The sequence below is a fragment of the Nocardioides kongjuensis genome, from assembly GCF_013409625.1.
GTDB classification, from domain to species: Bacteria; Actinomycetota; Actinomycetes; order Propionibacteriales; family Nocardioidaceae; genus Nocardioides; species Nocardioides kongjuensis.
The window spans coordinates 5,010,500-5,031,311 of sequence record NZ_JACCBF010000001.1; the positions used below are offsets into that span (position 1 = coordinate 5,010,500).

Sequence of the window (20,812 nt, forward strand, 5' to 3'; positions counted from 1 at the left end):
GCCCGTGTCGAGGACACCTCGGCACGGGCTCCGCGCATTCCCGGTCCGGCCGGCCTCACTGCGGGACGTGGACCACGACGCGGCCCATGGTCTGCCGGTTCTCCTGGCGTTCCATGGCGGCGGGCAGGTCGTCGAAGGAGATCTCCTCGGTGACGACCGTGCGGATCGCGCCGGAGCGCAGCATCGTCAGCAGCTTGGCGTGCGCGTGCTGGCCCTCCGAGCGCGCGGGCCAGTTGAAGCCGAGGGTCCGGCGCAGGCCGAGCGGGTCGTCGACGTAGACCAGGCAGACGCCGTACAGCGAGAAGTTGCCGTAGACCGCGGGTGCGGTGGTGACGGGGGCGCCGTCGTTGGCGATGTCCTGGCTGTAGCCGACGAGCAGGTGGCGGCCGTGGATGCCCATGCAACGGAACGTCTCGGTGGTGACCGTGCCGCCGACGGTGTCGTAGGCGACGTCGACGCCGTGGCCGAAGGTGGCCTCGTCGACCTGGTCGGCGAACCCGCCGTCGAGGTAGTCGATGACGACGTCGGCGCCCAGGCTGCGGGCGAACTCGACCTTCTCGGGGCCGCCGGCGGTCGCGATCACGGTGGCGCCCAGCGCCTTGCCGAGCTGGACGGCGGCCGAGCCGTTGCCGCCGGCGGCGGCGTGGACCAGGAGGGTCTCGCCCGGGTGGATCCGGGCACGCTCGACGAGCGCGAACCAGCCCAGGTGGTACGGGTAGTGCACCGCGGCGGCCTCGGCGTCCGAGAGCCACGCCGGCAGCACCTGGGTGGTGGCGGCGTCGAGGATCGCGTACTGCGCGAACCCGCCGTGTGCCATGACGGGGATGCCCATCACCCGCTGCCCGACGAGGTGCTCGGCGCCCGGTCCGGCGCTCTCGACGACGCCGACCGACTCCATGCCCGGCGTGAACGGCGGCGTGAGCGGCAGGATCGCGTAGCGGCCACGGACCACGTCGGTGTCGTTGAGGTTCACGCAGAAGGCGGCGACCTTGACCCGGACCTCGCCGGGTCCGGGCTCGCGGACCTCGACGCTCCGGCGCTGCAGCACCTTCGTCGGGTCGCCCAGGTCGGTCGCGACCCAGGAATCGGCGGTGAGGACGGTCATGCGGGCACCTCCAGGAGGGTTCGGGGTGCCGCGAACGCTAAACGTTATTTGGTCTACGAAACAAGACCCCTGAGCGCCCGATCGGTGATCCGAGCCGCACTCCTCGCCAGCCGGCGGGCCGTGGGCCGGTCGCGGGTCATCGCGGTGAAGGTGAGCGCCGCGAGGAAGTGCTGGAACGCCGCGCGGACGTCGTCGCCCGGCACCTCGCCGTCGAGACCGGCGGCCTCGACGATCGCCGAGAACGCCGCCAGGACGGGTTCCTCCGCCCACGCCCGCAGCCGGGTGTGCTCGTCGGGGGCGTCGTAGTGCGCGAGGATCAGGCCGGGCAGCGCCGCGTGCACGGGCGGTGTCAACAGCTCCTCGAGGACCACGTCCGCGAGCCGGGCGAGGTCGGCCTCGAGGTCGCCGGTGGGTGCCGGCGGCGCCCACTCGGAGACGGCGAAGATCGCGAACTCCACCAGCTCGGCCTTCGTGCCCCAGCGCCGGTAGACGGTCGGCTGCCCGACGCCGGCGCGCAGCGCGACCTCCTTGAAGCTGACGGCCTCGTAGCCGCCGTCGACCAGGAGCTCCAGCACCGCCGTGCGCACGGCACCCTCGACCCGGGGATCGCGGGGTCGGCCAGGGGAGGCGGAGGTCGTGGACACGGGGTCATTGTGCCGGTCAGCCCAGGCCGTGGGCGGTCCGGTACGCCGGCGCGTAGGCGATCTCGCCGGGCTTGGCGTCGGTGCACGGCTTGCCGAGCCGTCGAGCTCGCCCTCGGTGGCGGGCTTGCCGGCGTTCCAGGCGTCGATGGCGGCATGATCGGCCCATGGCCCACGAGCACCTCGTCCTGCGCCCGGGCGCCCCGGGCGTCAACGGCTACCGCCTGCTGACCGCGCTCGTCGTGCCCCGTCCGATCGCCTGGGTGTCCAGTCTCTCGGCCGACGGCGTCGGCAACCTGGCGCCGCACTCCTTCTTCACCGTCGCGAGCGCCGACCCGCCGATCGTGCAGTTCACGTCGGTCGGCGAGAAGGACACGCTGCGCAACGTCCTCGAGACCGGGGAGTTCACCGTCAGCCTGGCGAGCCGGGCGCTGATCGACGACGTCAACGCCTCCAGCGCCTCCTTCGAGCCGGGTGTCGACGAGGCGCGCGCGCTGGGCATCGCGATGGAGCCGAGCGCCGAGGTCCGCCCGCCCCGCGTCGCCGCGTCCCCGGCCTCGCTGGAGTGCCGGCTCCACGACACCCTCGCGGTCGGCGACTCGACCCTCGTCCTGGGCCGGGTCGTCGCGGTGACGATCGACCCCGACGTGATGGCCGACGGCCGCCCGGTCTTCGACCGGTTGGCGCCGTTGTCGCGCCTGGGCGGCAGCGAGTGGGGGCTGCCGCCCGAGGTGGTCAGCGTGAGGCGTCCCGGCTGAGCGCGGCCGTCAGCTCGTCGCGGCGATGTCCTCGATCGCACCCATGATCCGACGTACGCCGTCGGCGAGCACGTCCTCCTGCTCGAGGGAGTACGCCAGCCGCAGCTGGCGGGTGCCGCCGCCGTCGGCGTGGAACGCCGAGCCCGGCACGAAGACCACGCGCCGCTCGATGGCAGCGTCGAGGACCCGGTGCACGTCGATGCCCTCGGGCAGGCTCACCCAGGTGAAGAAGCCGCCGCGCGGCACCGACCACGTGACGCCGTCGGGCGCGCTGTGCGCCAAGGCCCCGAGCACGGCGGCCGCGCGGGTCGCGTAGAGCTTGCGGGCGCGGTCCAGGACGCTGGGCCAGTCGTGGTGGAGGACGTACTGCTCCACCAGGGCCTGGCTGAGCACGGAGGGACAGATCGTGGTCGCCTCGGAGGCCAGCTGCAGCGGGCGTCGTACGGCCTCGGGGGCGACGGCCCAGCCGACGCGCAGCCCCGGTGCGACCACCTTGGAGAACGAGCCGAGGTAGATGACGTTGTCGGGGTCGAGCGCGTGCAGGCTCGGCGTGCTCGAGCCGTCGAAGGACAGCAGGCCGTAGGGGTTGTCCTCGATGACGGCGATCCCGGCGGCACGGCAGATCCGCACCACCTCGGGCCGGCGCTCGGCCGCGAGGGTGACACCGCTGGGGTTGTTGAAGTTCGGGATCGTGTAGAGCGCCTTGACCCGGCGCCCCTCGGCGCGCACGCGGACCAGGGTCTCCTCGAGCCCGGTGGGCACGATGCCGTCGGCGTCCATGGGGACGTGGACGACGTCGACCTGCATGCCGGCGAACAGGCCGAGCGCGCCGACGTACGTCGGACCCTCGGCCAGGACGACGTCGCCCGGGTCGCACAGCAGCTTGACGACCAGGTCGAGCGCCATCTGCGAGCCCGCGGTCACCTGCACGTGTGCCGGATCGACGTGGATGCCCTCGGCGGCCATGGTGCGCGCGACGGCCTCGCGCGTGCCGGCGGTCCCGGTGCCGCTGCCGTACTGCAGGACGTCGAGCCCGTCGCGGGCCACGGCCCGCGCGGCGACGTCGGCGAGGGCGTCGAGCGGGAGCACGGACAGGTCGGGGTTGCCGCCGGCGAGCGAGATGACGTCGGGCTCCATCGACACCTCCCAGAAGTCGCGCACGGGGGAGGGGCGGAACCCGCCGGCGCGACCCGCGAGGAGCGAGGGCAGGAGGGCTGCGGGGGCGGCGGTCATCGGGTGCCGCCGTCCAGGTCGACGCCGAGCGCGGTCGCGGCGAAGTCCATGAGCAGCGCGTGCATGCGCTGCGGGTCCATGCCGTAGGTGCCGTTGACGGACTGGACGGCGAGGCCGTCGGCGAGCCCGACGAGGAGGCCGGCCAGGTCGGCGGGGGAGTAGTGGCTCTCGGCGTCCGCCATCGCGTCGGTGAGGACGTCGGTGAACAGCTCGTGCCACAGGGCGAGGCGCTCGTTGACCTTCGCCCGCACGTCGGCGTCGAGGCGGGCCGCTGCGGTCACCTCGATCCAGAAGCCCCACGCGTCGGCGAAGTCCTTCTCGCCGGCGACGGTGTAGTCGAGCAGGGCGCGCAGCCGCACGAGCGGCGCTGCGTCGCGCTCGGCGATGGCCCGCCACTCGTCCTGCGACTCGGTCATCCGGTGCTCGATGCAGCCGGCGATCAGCCGGTCGCGGGTGCGGAAGTGGTGCTGGAGCTGGCCGATGCTGTGGCCGCTGGCCTCGGACACGGCCGCGAAGGTGCACCCCGCGACGCCGGTCGCCACGATCACGTCCGCCGTGTGGCGCAGGATCTCGGCCCTGCGCTCGGCGATGGCCTCGTCGGTCACCGCATTGGTCCTGCGCGGCGTGCTGGTCGGCATCGCGTCTCCTCCCGATTTCGGACCTGCCCCTTGACAGTGTCACCGGTCACACAAACAATAAGTTGAACATATTGAAGTTGCAACCCGTTGCGCAAGACCCCGGAAGGCCCACCATGTCGCCTCGCATTCGTACGACGCTCGCCGCCCTGACGCTCGCCGCCCTGGCCGCGACGGGCGCCGGGTGCAGCAACACCGAGACCACCGAGTCCACCGCCAAGGCGGCCGAGAAGGCCGGCATCGGCACGGGCGGCCGGGAGAAGGCGGAGGCGGTGGAGACCGATCCCGACGTCCAGGCGCTGGTGCCCGCGAGCATCGTCGACGCCGGGGTGCTCACCGTCGTCACCGACCCCACCTACGCGCCGATGGAGTTCACCGACGACAAGGGCGACATCATCGGTCTGGACCCCGACATCGCCGTGGCCGTCGCCCACAAGATGGGCGTGGAGGCGAAGTTCGAGAAGGGCGACTTCAACGGCATCATCGCCGGCATCGAGGCCGGCCGGTACGACGCCTCCTGGGCCTCGTTCTCGGTGACCCCCGAGCGGCAGCAGAAGGTCGACATGGTCAGCTACGTCAACAGCGGCACCTCGGTCCTCGTCCCCCACGGCAACCCCGACGAGATCGCGGCGATCACCGACCTGTGCGGCAAGACGGTCGCTGCCCAGACCGGCAACACCCAGGTCCTGACCACGCTGCCGGCCTTCCAGAAGGACTGCGCCGACGCCGGCCTGGCGAAGATCACCGAGCTCGTCCTCCCGCAGCAGGACAACGTCAACCAGGCCGTCTCGACCGGTCGCGCCGACGCCCTGCTCGCCGACGGCGCCCTCACCGCCTACTACGCGCAGCTCCAGCCGGACGCGTTCAGCCAGGTCGACGACATCTTCGTCGAGCCCGCGCTGCTCGGCGCGATCACCAAGAAGGACACCGGCCTGGCGGCAGCCATCGAGGCGGCGGTCAACTCCCTCATCGAGGACGGCACGTACGCCGACCTCCTCGAGGCGTGGGGCCTCTCGGCCGCCGAGATCGACGCCTCGGGGGTGAACCAGGGATGAGCGCCGTCTCCTCCACGGAGCACGACCGGATCGACCTCGTCGCGATGTCCGGCAAGCCGGTGCTCCGGCGTCGGCGTCCGGGACAGCTGGCGGTCGTCGTCCTCCTGGTCCTCGTGGTCCTCTGGGCGGCGGGCACCCTGGTCACCAACGACGGCTTCGACTGGCCGGTGGTCGGGCGCTACCTGCTCGACACCCGGATCCTGGCGGGTCTGCTCGTCACCATCCAGCTGACCGTGATCGCCGAGGTGATCGGCATCGTCGGCGGTCTCGTGCTCGCCGTGATGCGGATGAGCGACAGCCGGGTGATCGCCGGGGTGGCGGGCGCCTACATCTGGTTCTTCCGCGGCACCCCGCTGCTGGTCCAGCTGCTCTTCTGGGGGTTCGCCGCAGCGATCTTCCCCGAGGTCGGCATCGGCGTCCCGTTCGGCGGCCCGATGTTCGTCTCCTGGGACACCAACCAGGTGATCTCGCTGATGACCGCCGCCATCCTCGGCCTCGGCCTCAACGAGGCGGCCTACACCGCCGAGGTCGTGCGTGCCGGCCTGCTCAGCGTGCCGAAGGGCCAGACCGAGGCGAGCCGGGCGATGGGCTTCAGCAGCCTGCAGACGCTGCGGCACGTCGTCGTGCCCCAGGCGATGAAGGTGATCATCCCGCCGATCGGCAACAACGTGAACGCCATGCTCAAGACGACCTCGCTGGTCGTCGTGATCGGCGTGGGCGACATCCTCTACAACGCCCAGCAGATCTACGCCAAGAACCTCGAGCAGATCCCGCTGCTCATCGTCGCCAGCATCTGGTACCTCGTGCTGACCACGCTCGTCGGGCTCGGCCAGAGCCGCCTCGAGCGACGCTTCTCGCGCGACGCCGTACCCCTGACCCTGAGGGAGGCCCGCTGATGGCCGCCACCGTCGAGTTCCTGAACGTCCACAAGAGCTTCGGCCACGTCGAGGTCCTCAAGGGCGTCGACCTCGTCGTCGAGCCGTCGCAGGTCGTCTGCGTGATCGGGCCCTCGGGCTCGGGCAAGTCGACCCTCCTGCGCTGCGTCAACCACCTCGAGGTCACCACCTCGGGCGCGATCCTGGTCGACGGGTCGATGGTCGGGTACGACGTCCGCGGCGACCGGCTCGTCGAGGCGCCCGAGGCCGAGATCGACCGGCGCCGCGCGAGGATCGGCATGGTCTTCCAGGGGTTCAACCTGTTCGGTCACATGACCGCGCTCGAGAACGTCATGTTCGGTCCCGTCCGACTGCTGCGGACGCCGAGGGCGCAGGCCGAGCAGCAGGCACGCGCGCTGCTCGAGCGCGTCGGCCTGGCCGACCGCGCCGGCAACTATCCCTCGCAGCTGTCCGGCGGCCAGCAGCAGCGCGTCGCGATCGCGCGGGCGCTGTCGATGAAGCCCGACCTGATGCTCTTCGACGAGCCCACCTCGGCGCTCGACCCCGAGCTGGTCGGCGAGGTGCTCGACGTGATGAAGCAGCTCGCCGCCGACGGCATGACCATGATCGTGGTGACCCACGAGATGGGCTTCGCCCGCGAGGTCGCCGACGTCGTGGTGTTCATGGACGGCGGCGTGATCGTCGAGCAGGGCGCCCCCGACGACGTCCTGCTCCGCCCGCAGCACGCCCGCACCCAGTCCTTCCTGTCCAAGGTGATCTGACCCTGATGCGCAAGCTCTCGACCTTCCACCGCCCGGCCGCGTCCGCGAGCGCGGTCCTGTTCACCGGCGGCACGATCCACACCCTCGAGCCCGGTCCCGCGCCGCAGGCGGTGCTGGCCTTCGGGGCCGACGTCGTCGCCGTCGGCGCGCTCGACGAGTGCCGTGCCGCCGCGGCCGCCCTCGGCGCCGAGCCCGAGGTCGTCGACCTCGCCGGCGCGACGCTCGTGCCCGGCTTCATCGACGCCCACGCGCACCCGCTGATGCTCGGCCAGATGATGACCTGGGTCGACTGCGGTCCCGCGCGGGCCGGGTCGATCCCCGAGATCGTCGCCCTGTTGAGCGAGGCCGCGGCCGGTACGCCGCAAGGCCGCCCGGTCCGCGGGTTCGGCTACGAGCACCGCAACCTCGCCGAGGGCCGCCACCCCACCCGCCACGAGCTCGACGAGGTCGCGACCGACCGCGAGGTCTACCTGATGAACGCGTCGGGCCACGGCGGGGTCGTCAACTCCTTCACCCTCGCGCTGCACGGCGTGGACCGCGACACACCCGACCCGCAGGGTGGTGTCTTCTTCCGCGACGCCGACGGCGAGCTGACCGGCGAGCTGTCCGACGCGGCCTGCAACGTCCTCACCGGCCTGCACGGGGTGAAGATCGGTCACCACGGCCCGAACTTCCACCTCGCCGACGAGCCCGAGGAGCACCTGCGCCAGCTGGCTGCAGCCCAGGAGCGCTTCCTCGCCGGCGGTGTCACCACGATCGGTGACGCCCAGGTGTCCCGGCGCGAGCTGGACATGTACCTGCGCCTCGCGGCCGACGGCGGCCTGCACACGCGGGTCAGCATGTACCTGCTCTCGCACCTGCTCGACGACGCCCTCGAGATGGGCCTGCACGCCGCGTTCGGCAACGACGTGCTGAGCTTCGCGGGCATCAAGCTGTACGCCGACGGCACGCTCGGCGGCTGGACGGCGTACTTCCCCGACGGGTACGTCGGCGACCCGTGCCGCACCGGGCAGCTCTACCACCAGCCCGAGGAGTACCGGGCCCTGGTCCGGCGAGCGCACCTGGCCGGCCTGCAGACCGCGACCCACGCCCAGTCGCCCACCGCGATCGAGATGGTCGTCGGCGCGATCGAGGACGCCCAGGGCGAGCGGCCCGACAGCGACGCGCGGCACCGGATCGAGCACTGCGGCCTGCCGACCCCCGAGCAGATCGACCGGATGGCCGCCGCCGGGATCTGGCCGGTCAACCAGCCCCAGCACCACTACAACTGGGGAGAGGGCGTCACCGCCGCGGTCGGCACGCCCGGCGAGCGGTTCAACCCGCTGGGTGAGCTCGCGGCGGCCGGGGTGCCGGTCACGATCAGCTCGGACGCGCCGGTCGCGGACCCGCTGCCGATGGAGGCGATCCAGGCCGCCGCGACCCGGGTGACCCGGCGCGGTGTCCAGCTCGGCCCGGACTCCCTGGCCCTCGCCCCGCTCGAGGCGCTGCGCGCCCACACGATCAACGCGGCCCACGCGATCGGTCGCGAGGACGACCTCGGCTCGATCGCGCCCGGGAAGCGGGCCGACTTCGCGGTGCTCTCGTCCGACCCGCTCGCCACCCACCCCCGTGAGATCGCTGCGATCGAGGTCCTGCAGACCTGGGTCGGCGGCGTCGTCCGACACACCAAGGAGTCCCCGCAGTGACCACCGCGAGCAGCGCCGTCCACAACACCGGCCTCGCCGTCATGACCGTGCTGCGCAGCTACGGCATCGACACGATCTTCGGCATCCCGGGCACGCACAACCTCGAGCTCTACCGGCACCTGCCCGGGTTGGGCATCCACCCGGTGACCACCCGTCACGAGCAGGGCGCCGGGTACGCCGCCGACGGCTGGGCGCAGCAGACCGGGCTGCCCGGGGTCGTCATCACGACCTCCGGTCCCGGCCTGCTCAACGCGCTCTCCGCGGCGGCGACGTCGTACTGCGAGTCCCGGCCGATGATCGTCCTCTCGCCCGGCCCGGCCCGCGGCCAGGAGGGCGCGGACCGCGGCACGCTCCACGAGACCAAGGACACCAGCGGGGCCGCGGCCGCGGTCATGCAGTGGAGCCGCCGGGTCTCCTGCGCCGAGGAGGCGGTCGAGGCGGTGCACGACGCCTTCGCGCTGTTCTGGACCTCACGGCCGCGTCCGGTGCACATCGAGATCCCGCTCGACGTCCTCGAGGCGGAGGCGGAGGTCGCGGCCGACCGGCTCGTCGCCCGTCCCGCCCCGGTCGCGGTGCGGGCGGACGAGGCGGCGATCGCCGCCGCCGTGACGGCGCTGGCCGGCGCCTCCGACGTCGTGGTCCTGGCGGGTGGCGGCTCGCTGCCCGCCGGCGACGACGTACGGCGCCTGGTCGAGCTCCTCGACGCCCCCGTCGTGACCACGCTCAACGGCAAGGCGTCGGTGCCCGAGTCGCACCCGCTGTCGCTGGGCGCCGACATCCGCACCCCGGCCGCGCAGAAGGCGTGCAGCGGGGCCGACGTCCTGCTCGTGCTCGGGTCGAAGGTGGGCGAGGCCGAGCTCTGGGGGGGCTTGGTCGAACCCACCGGCACCGTGGTCCGGGTCGACGTCCTCGAGAGCCAGATGGACGTCAACCTCACGGCCGGCGTGCGTCTCGTCGGGGACAGCGCGGCCGTCGTACCGCAGCTCGTCGAGGCGCTCGAGCGTGCCGGCGTGGGCGCCCGCGGCCGCGGCGCCGCCGGCGCCGCCATGCTGCGCGACGAGGTCCGTGCCCAGGCCGCCGGGACCGCCCCCGACCTCGTCGCGCTGACCCGCGAACTGGTCGCCGGCATGCCCGACGGCACGATCGTCGCCGGCGACTCCTCGCAGGTCACCTACTTCGGCACGTCCTCGATCGCCCAGGACCGGCCGCACTCGTTCCTCTACATGCCGGCGTACGCGACCCTGGGCTACGGCCTGCCCGCCGCGATCGGCGCGAAGGTCGCCGCCCCCGAGCGCGCCGTCGTCTGCGTGGCCGGCGACGGTGCGCTGATGTTCGCGATCCAGGAGCTCGCCACCGCTGTGGAGCAGGGTCTCGACCTCGTCGTCGTCTGCGTCGACAACGGCGGCTACGCCGAGATCAAGCAGAACGAGGCCGATCGGGGCATCGCGCCGATCGGTGTGGACCTCCACCAGCCCGACTGGGCAGCGCTGGGCCGCGCCTTCGGCGGCCACGGCACGCGCGTGGAGGCGGCGACGGAGCTGGCGGCCGCGGTGCGGGAGGCGATCACCGGGGGAGGAGTGCACGTCGTGCACGTCCCGCTGGCGATCTTCGCCGACCGGCGCTGACCGGCGCCGCCCGGCGCCGACCGAGGCGTGCGGGCGCGGCGCTCACTGCCCCAGGCCCGCGCCGTCCTCGGTCAGCTCGTCGATCGGCTCGCCGTTCCACTCGTCGGGCTGACCGTTGAGGTCGGTCCGCTCGGTGGGCACGTCGAGGCGCTGCGCGGTGAGGTCGCGAGGCTGCAGGGTGAAGCCCTGCCAGTGCAGCTGCATGGGTGACTGGTCCTCGTCACGGGGGACGTGGTGGTAGCCGACGGCCACCCAGGAGACGACGTCGGACAGCTGGTGCTGCCCGCCGGCGGCGACGTAGTCGAGGACGCCGTTGCCGCACGCTCCGCGGTTCGCGGTGGCGAACACCTGGCAGTCGTCGGCGTTGGTGAAGGCCACGTCGTACCCGCTGCCGGGTGCGGCCGGTCCGTGGTCACGCTGGTCGCGGGTGAAGGTGAAGCTGTCGGAGCGGCCGAGGTCGATCTCGTAGGAGATCGGGTGCCCGTCCGCGTTGCGGGTCGCCGGTGCCAGCACCCGCCACCAGCGTCGGTCGGCGCGGTGGGCCAGGGTCGGGTGCGTGACCCGGGTCAGTCCGCCGTCCACCACGGGTGACTGGGGTCCGAGGCGTCCGGTGTCGCGGGCGTCGTACTGCTCGACGGCGAGGCCGGCGTCCGCATCGGCCCCGTCCGACCGGAGGGCCCAGTGGATGCGCCACACCGCGTTGTGGGCGTGGCTGGCGGCGTACGGCGGCCGGTCGTCTCCGTCGGGCGCCACGGCGTGGCCGTGGGCCTCGTCGTCGGTGTAGTCGGTGGGGGAGAGGTCGCCGGTGGCGCCGAGGGAGACCTCGATGGTCCCGTCGGAGGCGAAGGTGTAACGGGTGACGTACTCGTACCAGCCGACCTTCGACAGCGTCGACAGGCTCCAGGCGGTGTGGCGGGCCACGTCGACGTGGCCGTTCTCCTCGGCGTGGTAGGCCAGTCCCGCGTCGGCGACCTCGCTGCACAGCACGGTGCGCTCGGGGGTGTCGCCGAACCTCGTGCCGTCGCCGATGTCGGGGACGGGCAGTGCGACCAGCTCGCCGGGGCACTCGGTGGCGCCGAGCGTCTGCATCTTGAGCCCGCCGAAGCCCGCGCTGGTGATGTCCGAGGTGAGCCGCTCGCCGGTGTCGTAGGGCACCTCGAGCTGTGCGAGACCGATCTCGTGCGCGACCAGGACCGAGGTCCCCGGCGAGCTCAGGCGTACGTCGCGCAGCACCATCCCGCGCTGGGGGTCGAGGTGGAAGCACAGGGTCCATGCCGTCGAGGGGGCGTCCTTCGCCGAGGAGGCAGGCAGCCTCTGCCCGAGCCCGGTGTCGCCGTCCGGGCACGACACGGCCACCGTCGTGGCACTGACCCCTCCGGTGCCGGTCGGCCCCGCTGCCCGGTCGGTGGGCCGGTCCGTGCCCCCGCAGCCCGCCGCGGCCAGGGCGAGGAGGGCGACGGCGAACGAGCGGAGCAGGTGGCGGCCGGCCGACGGGCGCTGGGGGGATGCGCCCGTCAGCCGGGTCGTGCCGCTCAGCAAGGGGTGCGCACCCCCGCGTTGCCCAGGTTCAGCTGGGCGCCGTTCGCCCGGCGCAGGACCGCGATGCTCACCGCCGACACCTGCAGTGCGCCCAGGCGGGTCGAACCGTCCGGGTTGCGGCAGGTCCCCGTCTCCTGGTGGTTGACCTGGACGGACACTCCCATCGCGGCGAGGTCGAGGAACGGCTTGACCGCCTTGCGCAGCGGGATGGTGATCAGGCCGGTCTTGACGTCGTCGACGGCGAGCCGGAACAGCTGGTCGCCCGCGTCCCCGAGCAGCAGGTTGCGGGCGGGGACCACCAGCTTGTTGACGACCGGCCTGAGGAGGTTGACCGCCAGCATCAGGGTGCCGCAGAGCACGCGGCCGGTCAGGCCGGTCGGGGTGCACGTCGCCGGGTTGAGCTGGTCGCCCATCAGGTTCAGGCTCCAGGCGGCGGTGGCGCTGTCCGTCGGTGAGACGGCGAGCTTCGCGCCCAGGTCGATGGTGATCGCGCCGAGGGCGTTCTCGACGGCGCCGAGGGCGATGGCGGTGACCTCGTTCATGAGGTCGTGGACGGACTCGGCGACCATCGGGTAGAGCTCGTCGTTGATGAGCTCGGTGTCGGGGTCCTGGCTGTTGAGGCCGGTGGGGTCGCCGGAGCGGACGTCCTGGGGTGGGAGGAGCGGGCCGTCCTCGGTCTCCTGGCCGTGGAGGGCCTGGTCGAGGTGGATGGTGGCGGTGCCGGTGGAGAAGTCCACGGTGAGGACGTGGTTCTTCGTGGTGACCGGCCGGGCCAGGATCGCCGCGAACACGTCCTCCTGCATCCGCGAGGTGATGTGCGCGGTGAGCGAGGTCCCGTAGGGCAGTGCCTTGGTGAGCGCGGTCAGGTCGAGCACCTTGTTGAGGGTGTTCTCCGCCGCCTGGTCCATCAACCCGATCGCGTCGTAGATCATCGCCGATGCCTGCTCCACCGCGGGTGAGTGCAGTTCGAGGTCGGCCTGCCCGACGCGGTACCGGCCCGGTCCGCCGACGCCGTCGGGGTCGAGGATCCTCCCGGCCTCGGCCTGCACCTCGGCACCCAGTGCGCCGAGGTCGAGCGTGGCCCGGTCGATCGCGAGGTCGGTGAGACCGTCGATGCCGCCGCGCCGGAGCAGGGCGAGCAGGTCGATCCTGGCCGGCCCGGTGCCGGACGCGGGTGTGTTGTCGAGGCTGATCGAGCCGTCCGGACCGACCGCCCCGGTGACCGCCCGGGCGTCGGTCGGTGACGTCGCGGTCGACTCGGACTGGATGCCCGCCAGGTCGCCGTACTCGACGAAGTCCTCGACCGGGACCTCCACCCCGCCGAGCAGCACGTACTGCTGGCCGAGCACCGACGGGTTGGGGCCCGCCCGGTTCGGGCCCGGGCTGGTGCCGGGCCACGCCTCGGAGTAGCCGAGGCCCGCGACCGGCACGGTCCCGGAGTTCGCGTCGAGGACGCTCGCTCGGGCCGCGGGCGCGCACGCCTCGACCCGTGCGGAGGCGTTGCCGAGGCTGAGACGACCCAGGTTCAGGGCCGGCACGAGGGCGATGCTGAAGGCCGAGACCGACAGCCGGTCGACCCCGCTGCCACCGTCGGGGGTGGTGCACGAGCGCGAGGTCTGGTGGTTGACCTGGACCGACAGCACCTTCGCGGCCAGGTCGATGACCGGCTTGAGCGCGTTGCGGACCGGGATGGTGATCAGGCCGGTCTTGACGTCGTCGACGGCGAGCCGGAACAGCTGGTCACCCTGGTCGCCGACGAGGAGATCGCGGAGTGGGGCGAACACCTCGTCGTACGCCGGCCGGGTGGCCTCGACCGCGGCGGCCAGCTGGTCGCAGGCACCGCCGGCGGGCATGCACTGCACCGGCGCGAGCTGGTTCGAACCGAGGTTCGCCGTCCAGGTCGCGGTCGCACCTGCTCGCGTCGCGGTGAAGTCGACGGTGATGCTGTCGAGGGCGTTCTCGACGGCGCCGAGGGCGATGGCGGTGACCTCGTTCATGAGGTCGTGGACGGACTCGGCGACCATCGGGTAGAGCTCGTCGTTGATGAGCTCGGTGTCGGGGTCCTGGCTGTTGAGGCCGGTGGGGTCGCCGGGGCGGACGTCCTGGGGTGGGAGGAGCGGGCCGTCCTCGGTCTCCTGGCCGTGGAGGGCCTGGTCGAGGTGGATGGTGGCGGTGCCGGTGGAGAAGTCCACGGTGAGGACGTGGTTCTTCGTGGTGACCGGCCGGGCCAGGATCGCCGCGACGACCTTCTCCTGCAGGGCCGAGGACACGTGCGCCGAGAGCGTCGTCCCGTCGGGCAGCGAGCCGCCCAGCGTCGAGGTGTCGAGCAGTTGGTTGAGCCGGTCCTCGGCGGCCCGGTCCATCCGGCCGGCGGCGTCGTAGAGCGCGCCAGCGGCTGCCTTGACCACGGGTGAGCCGAGGTCGAGGTCCGCCTGGGCGACGCGGTAGCGACCCGGTCCACCCACGCCGTCGAGGTCGACGAACACGCCGTTCTCGGCCCTCACCTCGGCACCGCCGATGCCGAGGCGGAGCCTCGCCTGGTCGACGAGCAGGTTGGTGAGACCGGAGACGCCGGCCTTGCGGAACAGTGCGAGCAGGTCGATGTCGACGGGGGTGAAACCACCGTTCGCGCGGTCCAGGGTGAGCGCGCCGTCTGCGCTGAGCGCACCACTGATGCCGCGGGCCGCGGTCGGGCTCGTCGCCTCCGACTCGGAGTACAGGGCGCCGGCCTGGCCGAAGTCGATGAAGTCCGCCAGGGGAACCTTCACCCCGTCGAGCAGCACCAGGTTGCGACCGGCGGCATCAGCGTCGAGGTGGGACCGGTTGGGCCCTGGATTCGCCTCGGACGACGCGCTCGACCACCCCGCGCCGGCCAGGCGCACCGCGCCCGACGTCAGCTCGATCCAGCTCGCCGACGCACCGGCCGGATCGCTCGGGCTCGACGGGTTCGCCGGCGCGGAGCCGGCCGGCGCGGAGAGGCCGGTGACGGCCAGAGCAGTGACCGCGAGGACCGCGGTCGATCGACGTACGCCGCCGCGGTGGCGACGAAGCGTGTGACGCCCTCGCGGGCAGTGTCCCCATGAAAACAGCATTACGACCCCCATGCGCCGTACCCGAAATGGTTTGAGAGAGCAGGACAAACCAACTGCGATGGGTCACTCCCGGGCCACACCCGAGCGTGACGTGGCACACAGCGAAGTCCTCGCGGGGAGAGAGGCACAAGACTCGAAATGACTATGGACTTCGCTCGCCGTTCGTGGTGCTGCGCGCGGAATCGGCTCTGTCCCGAAGGTGCCGTTCGTCGCTAGGGTGAGCCGTGAAGCGTCCAATTTCATCTTTCGGGAGATGGGGATCTCGATGCGTCGTCACCTGGTCCTGGGCAGTGCCGTCGTGGCACCCCTCGCGTTCCTGCTCGCCCTGGTCGGGTGGGGGAGTCCCGCGTCCGCGGACGACTACACGCCGGCGCTGCCGACGTCGTGCCGGGTCAGCGTGCCCGCCACCGTCGTGGGCGACCGCGTCGTCGTACGGGTGCGGGGGAGCGTGGCCGGCCACGTGCAGCCGACCGGGAACGTGACGGTCGAGGTCGACAAGAGCTTCTCGAAGAAGGTGCGCTACGACGGGGTGGCCGTCGAGGTCCTCGGTCCGCGGCTGAGCCGGGGCGAGCACAAGGCGAGTGCCACCTTCGTCCCCGACGATGTGAAGAAGTTCTCCGGGTGTCGCGACGCCGTGACGTTCTCCGTGGGTGCCGAGCAGGCCGGTGGGGGCGGCACCGGTGGACTGCCCAACACCGGTGGGCCGCACCTGGGGTTCCTCCTCGCCGGGGTCGGGCTCGTGGCGACCGGTGGTGGACTCGTCGAGCGGGGCCGCCGCCGCGCGTGACCCGAGGCGTCAGCGAGGCGGTGGCGCCGCCGGCGTCCCGACCACCTGACCGAGCTCGGCGGCCACCCCGGCCAGCATCATCCGCAGGCCGCACTCGAAGGCCGCCTCGGCCCGGTGCGCTGCGTCGCGCTGCTTCGCCAGGGCGGCGGTGAGGCTCGGAGCCTCGACCCCGTCGGGGACCTCCCACATCACGTCCGGAGCCGCGAGGTCGAGGGCGGAGCCGATCACGAAGTTGTCCATGGCCGTCAGGACCTCCATGGCGCGGTCGACGGGGATGCCGATCTCCTCGAGGAGCACGACGATCCGGTCGTAGGCCGCGATCGCCTGCGGCGACCTGACGGTCGTCATCGTCAGCAGCGGCACGACGCGTGGGTGGGCGGCGAAGACGGCCCGGTAGGAGCGCAGGAACGCCGGGATGGCGGTGTCCCACGGCTGCTGCTCCAGGATCGCGACGTCCATGTGGGCGCTCACCTGCTCGCGCAGCAGCTCGATGACGCCGGAACGACCGTCGACGTGGTGGTACAGCGAGGACGTCGTCACGCCGAGCCTGCGGGCCAGCTCGGGCAGGTTGACGTCTCCGGTCTCGTCGACGAGGTCGAGGGCGGCGCGGCCGATCTTGGCGCGGTCGAGGACCGCCTTGCGGGGGCGCCCCGCGCGACGGTGGGTGATCTCGCTCACGACTGCCTCTTCCCTCCGGGTGTGATCGGGCTTACTCTAGCCCGGCAATCGAAATCGAAACGGTTTCAATAAAAGGAGCACCAGATGTCCACCACCTCGCCGGCGGGCACGGACCACGGGTCCGCGCCCGGCCTCAAGGCCAACGCCCTCGGGACGAGCGACCTCGTCTTCATCGTCGTGTCGGCGGCCGCGCCGCTCATGGTGATGGTCGGCGTGGCGCCGCTCGCGCTGATGATCGGCGGCATTGGTGCGCCCTCGGCGTACGTGTTCGCGGGCATCTCGCTCGCGATCTTCGCGGTCGGCTTCACGACGATGTCGCGGCACATCGACAACGCCGGCGCCTTCTACTCCTACATCGCCGTCGGCCTCGGGCGCACCGCCGGCGTGATCTCCGCGCTGGTCGCCCTGGTGTCCTACAACGCGCTCCAGATCGGCGTCTACGGTCTCGCCGGCGTCGCCATCCAGGGCACCTTCGTCGAGGTGTTCGGCATCGACCAGCCGTGGTGGCTCTACGCGCTCGCCTGCATCGCGATCGTCTGGTACGTCGGGTTTCGCAGCGTCGACTTCGGCGCCAAGTTCCTCGCCGTGCTGCTGACCGCCGAGACCGGCCTGCTGCTCGTCCTGGCCGTCGCGATCGTCGTCCAGGGCGGCACCAGCGAGGGCCTCGGTCTCGACTCGTTCGCGCCGGACCACGTGTTCGTGCAGCCGATGACGGTCATCCTGCCCACCGCGTTCGCCGCCTTCATGGGCTTCGAGGCCACGGTCATCTACCGCCGCGAGACCCGCGACCCGCGCCGCACGATCCCGCGCGCCACCTACCTCGCGGTCGCCGTGCTCGCCGGCACCTATGCCTTCATCGTCTGGAGCATCGTCCAGGCCTTCGGTGCGAGCGGTGCCGTCGAGGCCGCCACGACCAACGGCGTCGGCATGTTCTTCGTCGCCGGGGAGACCTACCTCGGCGGCTGGTTCACCACCGCGATGCACCTGCTCATCGCGACGAGCGTCGTCGCGAGCCTGGTCGCCTTCCACAACGCGGTCACCCGCTACTCGCTCGCCATCGCCGACGAGGGCCTGCTCCCCGCGGTGCTGGGCAGGGTGCACCCGCGCACCCGGGCGCCGTACGTCGCCGGGCTGGTCCAGACCGCGCTGTCGGTCGTCATCGTGGGCGGGTTCGCGATCGCGAAGGCCGACCCGTACACGCAGCTGCTGATCTGGGTGAACACGCCGGGGATCTTCGGCATCCTGCTGCTGCAGGTCGCCGCGGCGGTCTCGGTCGTCGCGTACTTCCGCAGGCACGCCACCGGCGAGGGTGCCTGGCGCACCGTCGTCGCCCCGGTCCTGTCGGCGGGACTGATGGTGCTGGCGATCGTGCTCTCGGCCAAGAACATCTCCTTCCTGACCGGCACGACCGGTCTGGTCAACCAGGTCCTGCTGCTGACCATCCCGGTGACCTGCCTGCTGGGCCTCGGGTGGGCGGCCTGGCTGCGCCGCAACCGCCGCGACGTCTTCGACGCCGTCGCGTCGTCGTGCGAGACGGCGGAGGTGCCCGCATGAGCGCCGACCTGCTCCTCGTCGGGACGACGGTCCGCACCCTCGACCCCGCCCGGCCGACCGCGCACGCCGTGGCCGTCCGTGACGATCGGATCATCGGCCTCGACGACGACGCGCTGGCCCTGCGGGGCACCGGCACCGAGGTGATCGACCTCGGCGGGGCGGTGACGACGCCGGGACTCGTCGACGGCCACGCCCACCCGCTGCTCGGCGCCACGTCCTTCGTGGGTCTCGACCTCTCCTCGTGCCGCGACCTCACCGACCTGCGCGCGGTGCTGGCCGGTGCCGAGCCCGGGGTGGACGGCTGGGTGACCGGGTTCGGCCTCGACCACAACGTCTTCGGCGGCGCCCCGATCACGAACGCCGTGCTCGACGAGGTCCTCCCCAGGCTGCCCGTCCTCGTCGTGCTGTACGACGGCCACTCGGCCCTCGCCAGCAGCGAGGCGCTGCGCCGGGCCGGGGTCAGCGGCCCGCGCCGCTTCGAGCAGCGCGCGGAGATCGTCTGCGACGACGCCGGCCGTCCGACCGGCCTGCTGCTCGAGCACGCAGCCATGGGGGTGGTGCGTGACGTGGTGCCGCCGATGCCGGTGGCGGAGCTGCGCGAGCGGCTGCACGCCGTGCTGGACGGCATGGCTGCCACCGGCCTGACCGGCGCCACCATGATGGACGCCGAGGGCGACGCCCTCGCGGCGCTCGCCTCAGCCGAGGAGCACGGCGATCTCGCCGTCCGGCTGCGGGTGATGCCGTGGTGCATGCCCGAGGACGACCTCGCCGCCATCGACGCGCTCCAGGGCCGCCGCGGCCGTCGCTGGGCCGTGGGCGGGGTGAAGTTCTTCATCGACGGCACGGTCGAGGGCGGCACCGCCTGGCTCGAGCACGCCGACTGCCACGGGCAGGGTGTCGAGGCGTTCTGGCGCGACCCGGCGGCGTACACGCGAGCGGTCCGACACTTCGCCGCCGCCCGGGTGCAGACCGCGACCCACGCCATCGGCGACGCGGGCGTGCGCCACGTGGTCGACTCGTTCGCCGGCGTCGGGACCGGCGGCGTGCGGCACCGGGTCGAGCACCTCGAGACGCTGCCACTCGACGACGTACGACGTCTCGTGGACACCGGACTGGTGGCCTCGATGCAGCCCTCGCACACCGGCTACACCCGCGCCGACCTCACCGACGAGTGGGCCACCCGGCTGGGCGCCGACCGCGCCGCCCGCGCCTGGGTGTGTCGCGACGTCCGCGACGCCGGGGGAGTCCTCGTGCTCGGCTCCGACTGGCCGATCGCCGGGTACGACGCCCGCGAGGTGCTCGGCTACGCCCGGCTCCGCCGCCGCCCGGGCAGCACCGATGCACCGGTCCTCCCGGCCCAGGCCCTCACCGGCGCGATGGCGCTCGAGGGCATGACCAGCCACGCCGCGATCGCGGACGGCGCCTCGGCGGAGGCGGGCCGGGTCGCGGTCGGCTGCCGCGCGGACCTGACCGTCTTCACCGTCGACCCGGTCGACGCGCCGGCCGACGAGGTCGCGGAGGCCCCGATCGGGCTGACGGTCTCGGGCGGACGGGTCACCCACCGCGGGGAGGTCACGTGCCCGGTGTGACCACCGGCAACTGGCAGGAGCCCGCCCACCTGCGCTGGTCCTTCCAGCACATGGCGGACCTCTTCCCCGTCGCCACCATCGCCCGGGGAGCGGAGATCCCGCTCCCCGTGGCCGAGGCCGACCCCGGGGGCCTGTCGGTGCCGATGGAGGACACCGATGCCTGGCTGGTCCTGCACCGCGGCGCCGTCGTGGCCGAGGAGTACGCCGGCACCATGACACCGGCGACCCGGCACCTCCTGATGTCGGTCAGCAAGTCGGTCGTGGGTCTGGTCGCGGGCATCCTCTGCGGGCAGGGCAGGCTCGACGAGGGCGCCCTCGTGACGTCGTACCTCCCCGACCTGGCGGGCTCCGGATGGGACGGGGCCACCGTCCGCGACCTGCTCGACATGCGCGTCGGCATCCGCTTCTCGGAGGACTACCTCGACCCCGCCTCCGAGGTCCGCCGGCTCGACGAGTCGGTCGGCTGGGCCGAGCGCGGGCCGCGGTCTCCTGCCCACCTCCGCGCGTTCCTCGCCGAGCTGCGCGGCGACCGCCCGCACGGTGGCCCGTTCGCCTACAGCAGCGCGATCACCGACGCACTCGGGCTGGTCTGCGAGGCCGCCGGCGGGGCGGCGTTCCCCGGGCTGGCCTCCGACCTGCTCTGGTCGCGCATCGGTGCCGCACACGATGCGTACGTCACCGTCGACCCGGTCGGCACCAGCATGTACGACGGCGGCATCTGCGCCACTCCGCGCGACCTGGCCCGCCTCGGTGCCCTCGTCGCCGCCGGCGGCCGCTCGCTCACGGGTGAGCAGGTCGTCCCTGCTGCCTGGGTCGACGACCTGTTCCGCGGCGGGCCCGACTCCGCATCTGCGTTCGCCGCGGCCGACCACGATCACGGTCTGTCCGGTGGCAGCTACCGCGGCCAGTTCTGGTCGCCGGCCGCCGGTGGCGACGTCGTCCTGTGTCTGGGCATTCACGGCCAGATGGTCTACGTCGACCGCGCCAGGGAGGTCGTGGGCGTGAAGCTCTCGAGCTGGCCGCTGCCGGTCGACGAGGTGCGGGGCCGTGCCGACCTGGCGGCGTTCCGGGCGATCGCCGCCCGGGTCGCTGCCTGACTCAACCGACGGAGAACCAGGTCACCAGGCAACAGTTGCCGGCACGGCAGCAATGCGTGACGGTACCGCCCGCGCGCCGGAT

The 20,812-nt window shown here is 72.6% G+C and carries 17 protein-coding genes; 10 read left to right on the forward strand and 7 right to left on the reverse strand.

All coding sequences use genetic code 11. The features are described from left to right. Window positions 1-55: 55 nt before the first annotated feature. Together BJ958_RS24025 and BJ958_RS24030 are read right to left on the reverse strand one after the other, a co-directional pair. Window positions 56-1,105 (reverse strand): zinc-binding dehydrogenase, encoded by a 1,050-nt coding sequence (locus tag BJ958_RS24025; RefSeq protein WP_179729326.1) that lies wholly within the window; start codon window positions 1,103-1,105, stop codon window positions 56-58. Window positions 1,106-1,158: 53 nt separating this feature from the next. Beyond that, window positions 1,159-1,749: a TetR family transcriptional regulator gene (locus BJ958_RS24030; protein ID WP_179729327.1), complete on the reverse strand. Its 591-nt coding sequence runs from the start codon at window positions 1,747-1,749 to the stop codon at window positions 1,159-1,161. A gap of 164 nt (window positions 1,750-1,913) precedes the next feature. On the opposite strand from BJ958_RS24030, the gene BJ958_RS24035 reads away from it, so the two are divergent. Beyond that, window positions 1,914-2,504 (forward strand): flavin reductase family protein, encoded by a 591-nt coding sequence (locus tag BJ958_RS24035; protein ID WP_179729328.1) that lies wholly within the window; start codon window positions 1,914-1,916, stop codon window positions 2,502-2,504. A 9-nt stretch (window positions 2,505-2,513) separates the two neighbouring features. Here BJ958_RS24035 and BJ958_RS24040 read toward each other — a convergent pair whose 3' ends face one another. Further along, complete coding sequence (locus BJ958_RS24040; RefSeq protein ID WP_179729329.1) at window positions 2,514-3,737, reverse strand: aminotransferase-like domain-containing protein; 1,224 nt, start codon at window positions 3,735-3,737, stop codon at window positions 2,514-2,516. Next, entirely contained in the window at window positions 3,734-4,375 is a 642-nt protein-coding gene (locus BJ958_RS24045; RefSeq protein ID WP_179729330.1) for a TetR/AcrR family transcriptional regulator, read from the reverse strand. Before BJ958_RS24045 ends, BJ958_RS24040 begins: the two co-directional genes overlap by 4 nt. A 113-nt stretch (window positions 4,376-4,488) precedes the next feature. Here BJ958_RS24045 and BJ958_RS24050 point away from each other — a divergent pair, with 113 nt between their 5' ends. Genes BJ958_RS24050 through BJ958_RS24070 form a run of 5 tightly spaced genes read left to right on the forward strand, consistent with a single transcriptional unit; the run spans window position 4,489 to window position 10,394 of the window. Beyond that, window positions 4,489-5,427 carry an ABC transporter substrate-binding protein gene (locus BJ958_RS24050; RefSeq protein WP_179729331.1) on the forward strand — a complete coding sequence of 313 codons (939 nt, stop codon included), beginning with the start codon at window positions 4,489-4,491 and terminating at the stop codon, window positions 5,425-5,427. Continuing rightward, window positions 5,424-6,323 (forward strand): amino acid ABC transporter permease, encoded by a 900-nt coding sequence (locus BJ958_RS24055; protein WP_218865952.1) that lies wholly within the window; start codon window positions 5,424-5,426, stop codon window positions 6,321-6,323. Before BJ958_RS24050 ends, BJ958_RS24055 begins: the two co-directional genes overlap by 4 nt. Beyond that, window positions 6,323-7,084 carry an amino acid ABC transporter ATP-binding protein gene (locus BJ958_RS24060; protein WP_179729332.1) on the forward strand — a complete coding sequence of 254 codons (762 nt, stop codon included), beginning with the start codon at window positions 6,323-6,325 and terminating at the stop codon, window positions 7,082-7,084. The genes BJ958_RS24055 and BJ958_RS24060 overlap by 1 nt, the downstream gene beginning before the upstream one ends. A gap of 5 nt (window positions 7,085-7,089) precedes the next feature. Continuing rightward, window positions 7,090-8,769 carry an amidohydrolase gene (locus BJ958_RS24065; protein ID WP_179729333.1) on the forward strand — a complete coding sequence of 560 codons (1,680 nt, stop codon included), beginning with the start codon at window positions 7,090-7,092 and terminating at the stop codon, window positions 8,767-8,769. Beyond that, complete coding sequence (locus BJ958_RS24070) at window positions 8,766-10,394, forward strand: thiamine pyrophosphate-binding protein (protein ID WP_343052780.1); 1,629 nt, start codon at window positions 8,766-8,768, stop codon at window positions 10,392-10,394. The genes BJ958_RS24065 and BJ958_RS24070 overlap by 4 nt, the downstream gene beginning before the upstream one ends. Before the next feature lie 42 nt (window positions 10,395-10,436). Here BJ958_RS24070 and BJ958_RS24075 read toward each other — a convergent pair whose 3' ends face one another. Both BJ958_RS24075 and BJ958_RS24080 read right to left on the reverse strand, forming a co-directional pair. After that, window positions 10,437-11,933: a copper amine oxidase gene (locus tag BJ958_RS24075; protein WP_218865953.1), complete on the reverse strand. Its 1,497-nt coding sequence runs from the start codon at window positions 11,931-11,933 to the stop codon at window positions 10,437-10,439. Beyond that, on the reverse strand, window positions 11,927-15,037 hold the full coding sequence (locus tag BJ958_RS24080; RefSeq protein ID WP_179729334.1) for a choice-of-anchor G family protein: 3,111 nt from the start codon (window positions 15,035-15,037) through the stop codon (window positions 11,927-11,929). Before BJ958_RS24080 ends, BJ958_RS24075 begins: the two co-directional genes overlap by 7 nt. 241 nt (window positions 15,038-15,278) lie before the next feature. On the opposite strand from BJ958_RS24080, the gene BJ958_RS24085 reads away from it, so the two are divergent. Continuing rightward, on the forward strand, window positions 15,279-15,812 hold the full coding sequence (locus tag BJ958_RS24085; RefSeq protein WP_179729335.1) for a hypothetical protein: 534 nt from the start codon (window positions 15,279-15,281) through the stop codon (window positions 15,810-15,812). A gap of 9 nt (window positions 15,813-15,821) precedes the next feature. On the opposite strand, the gene BJ958_RS24090 is transcribed toward BJ958_RS24085, so the two are convergent. Then, window positions 15,822-16,490, reverse strand: coding sequence for a TetR/AcrR family transcriptional regulator C-terminal domain-containing protein (locus tag BJ958_RS24090; RefSeq protein WP_179729336.1), 669 nt, complete (start codon window positions 16,488-16,490; stop codon window positions 15,822-15,824). Window positions 16,491-16,574: 84 nt separating this feature from the next. Here BJ958_RS24090 and BJ958_RS24095 point away from each other — a divergent pair, with 84 nt between their 5' ends. Genes BJ958_RS24095 through BJ958_RS24105 form a run of 3 tightly spaced genes read left to right on the forward strand, consistent with a single transcriptional unit; the run spans window position 16,575 to window position 20,730 of the window. Next, complete coding sequence (locus tag BJ958_RS24095) at window positions 16,575-18,044, forward strand: APC family permease (RefSeq protein WP_179729337.1); 1,470 nt, start codon at window positions 16,575-16,577, stop codon at window positions 18,042-18,044. Further along, the gene (locus BJ958_RS24100; RefSeq protein WP_179729338.1) at window positions 18,041-19,633 is read left to right on the forward strand and encodes an amidohydrolase; all 1,593 of its coding nucleotides are present in this window, start codon (window positions 18,041-18,043) and stop codon (window positions 19,631-19,633) included. Before BJ958_RS24095 ends, BJ958_RS24100 begins: the two co-directional genes overlap by 4 nt. Continuing rightward, on the forward strand, window positions 19,621-20,730 hold the full coding sequence (locus BJ958_RS24105; RefSeq protein WP_218865954.1) for a serine hydrolase: 1,110 nt from the start codon (window positions 19,621-19,623) through the stop codon (window positions 20,728-20,730). Before BJ958_RS24100 ends, BJ958_RS24105 begins: the two co-directional genes overlap by 13 nt. The last annotated feature ends 82 nt before the right edge of the window (window positions 20,731-20,812 follow it).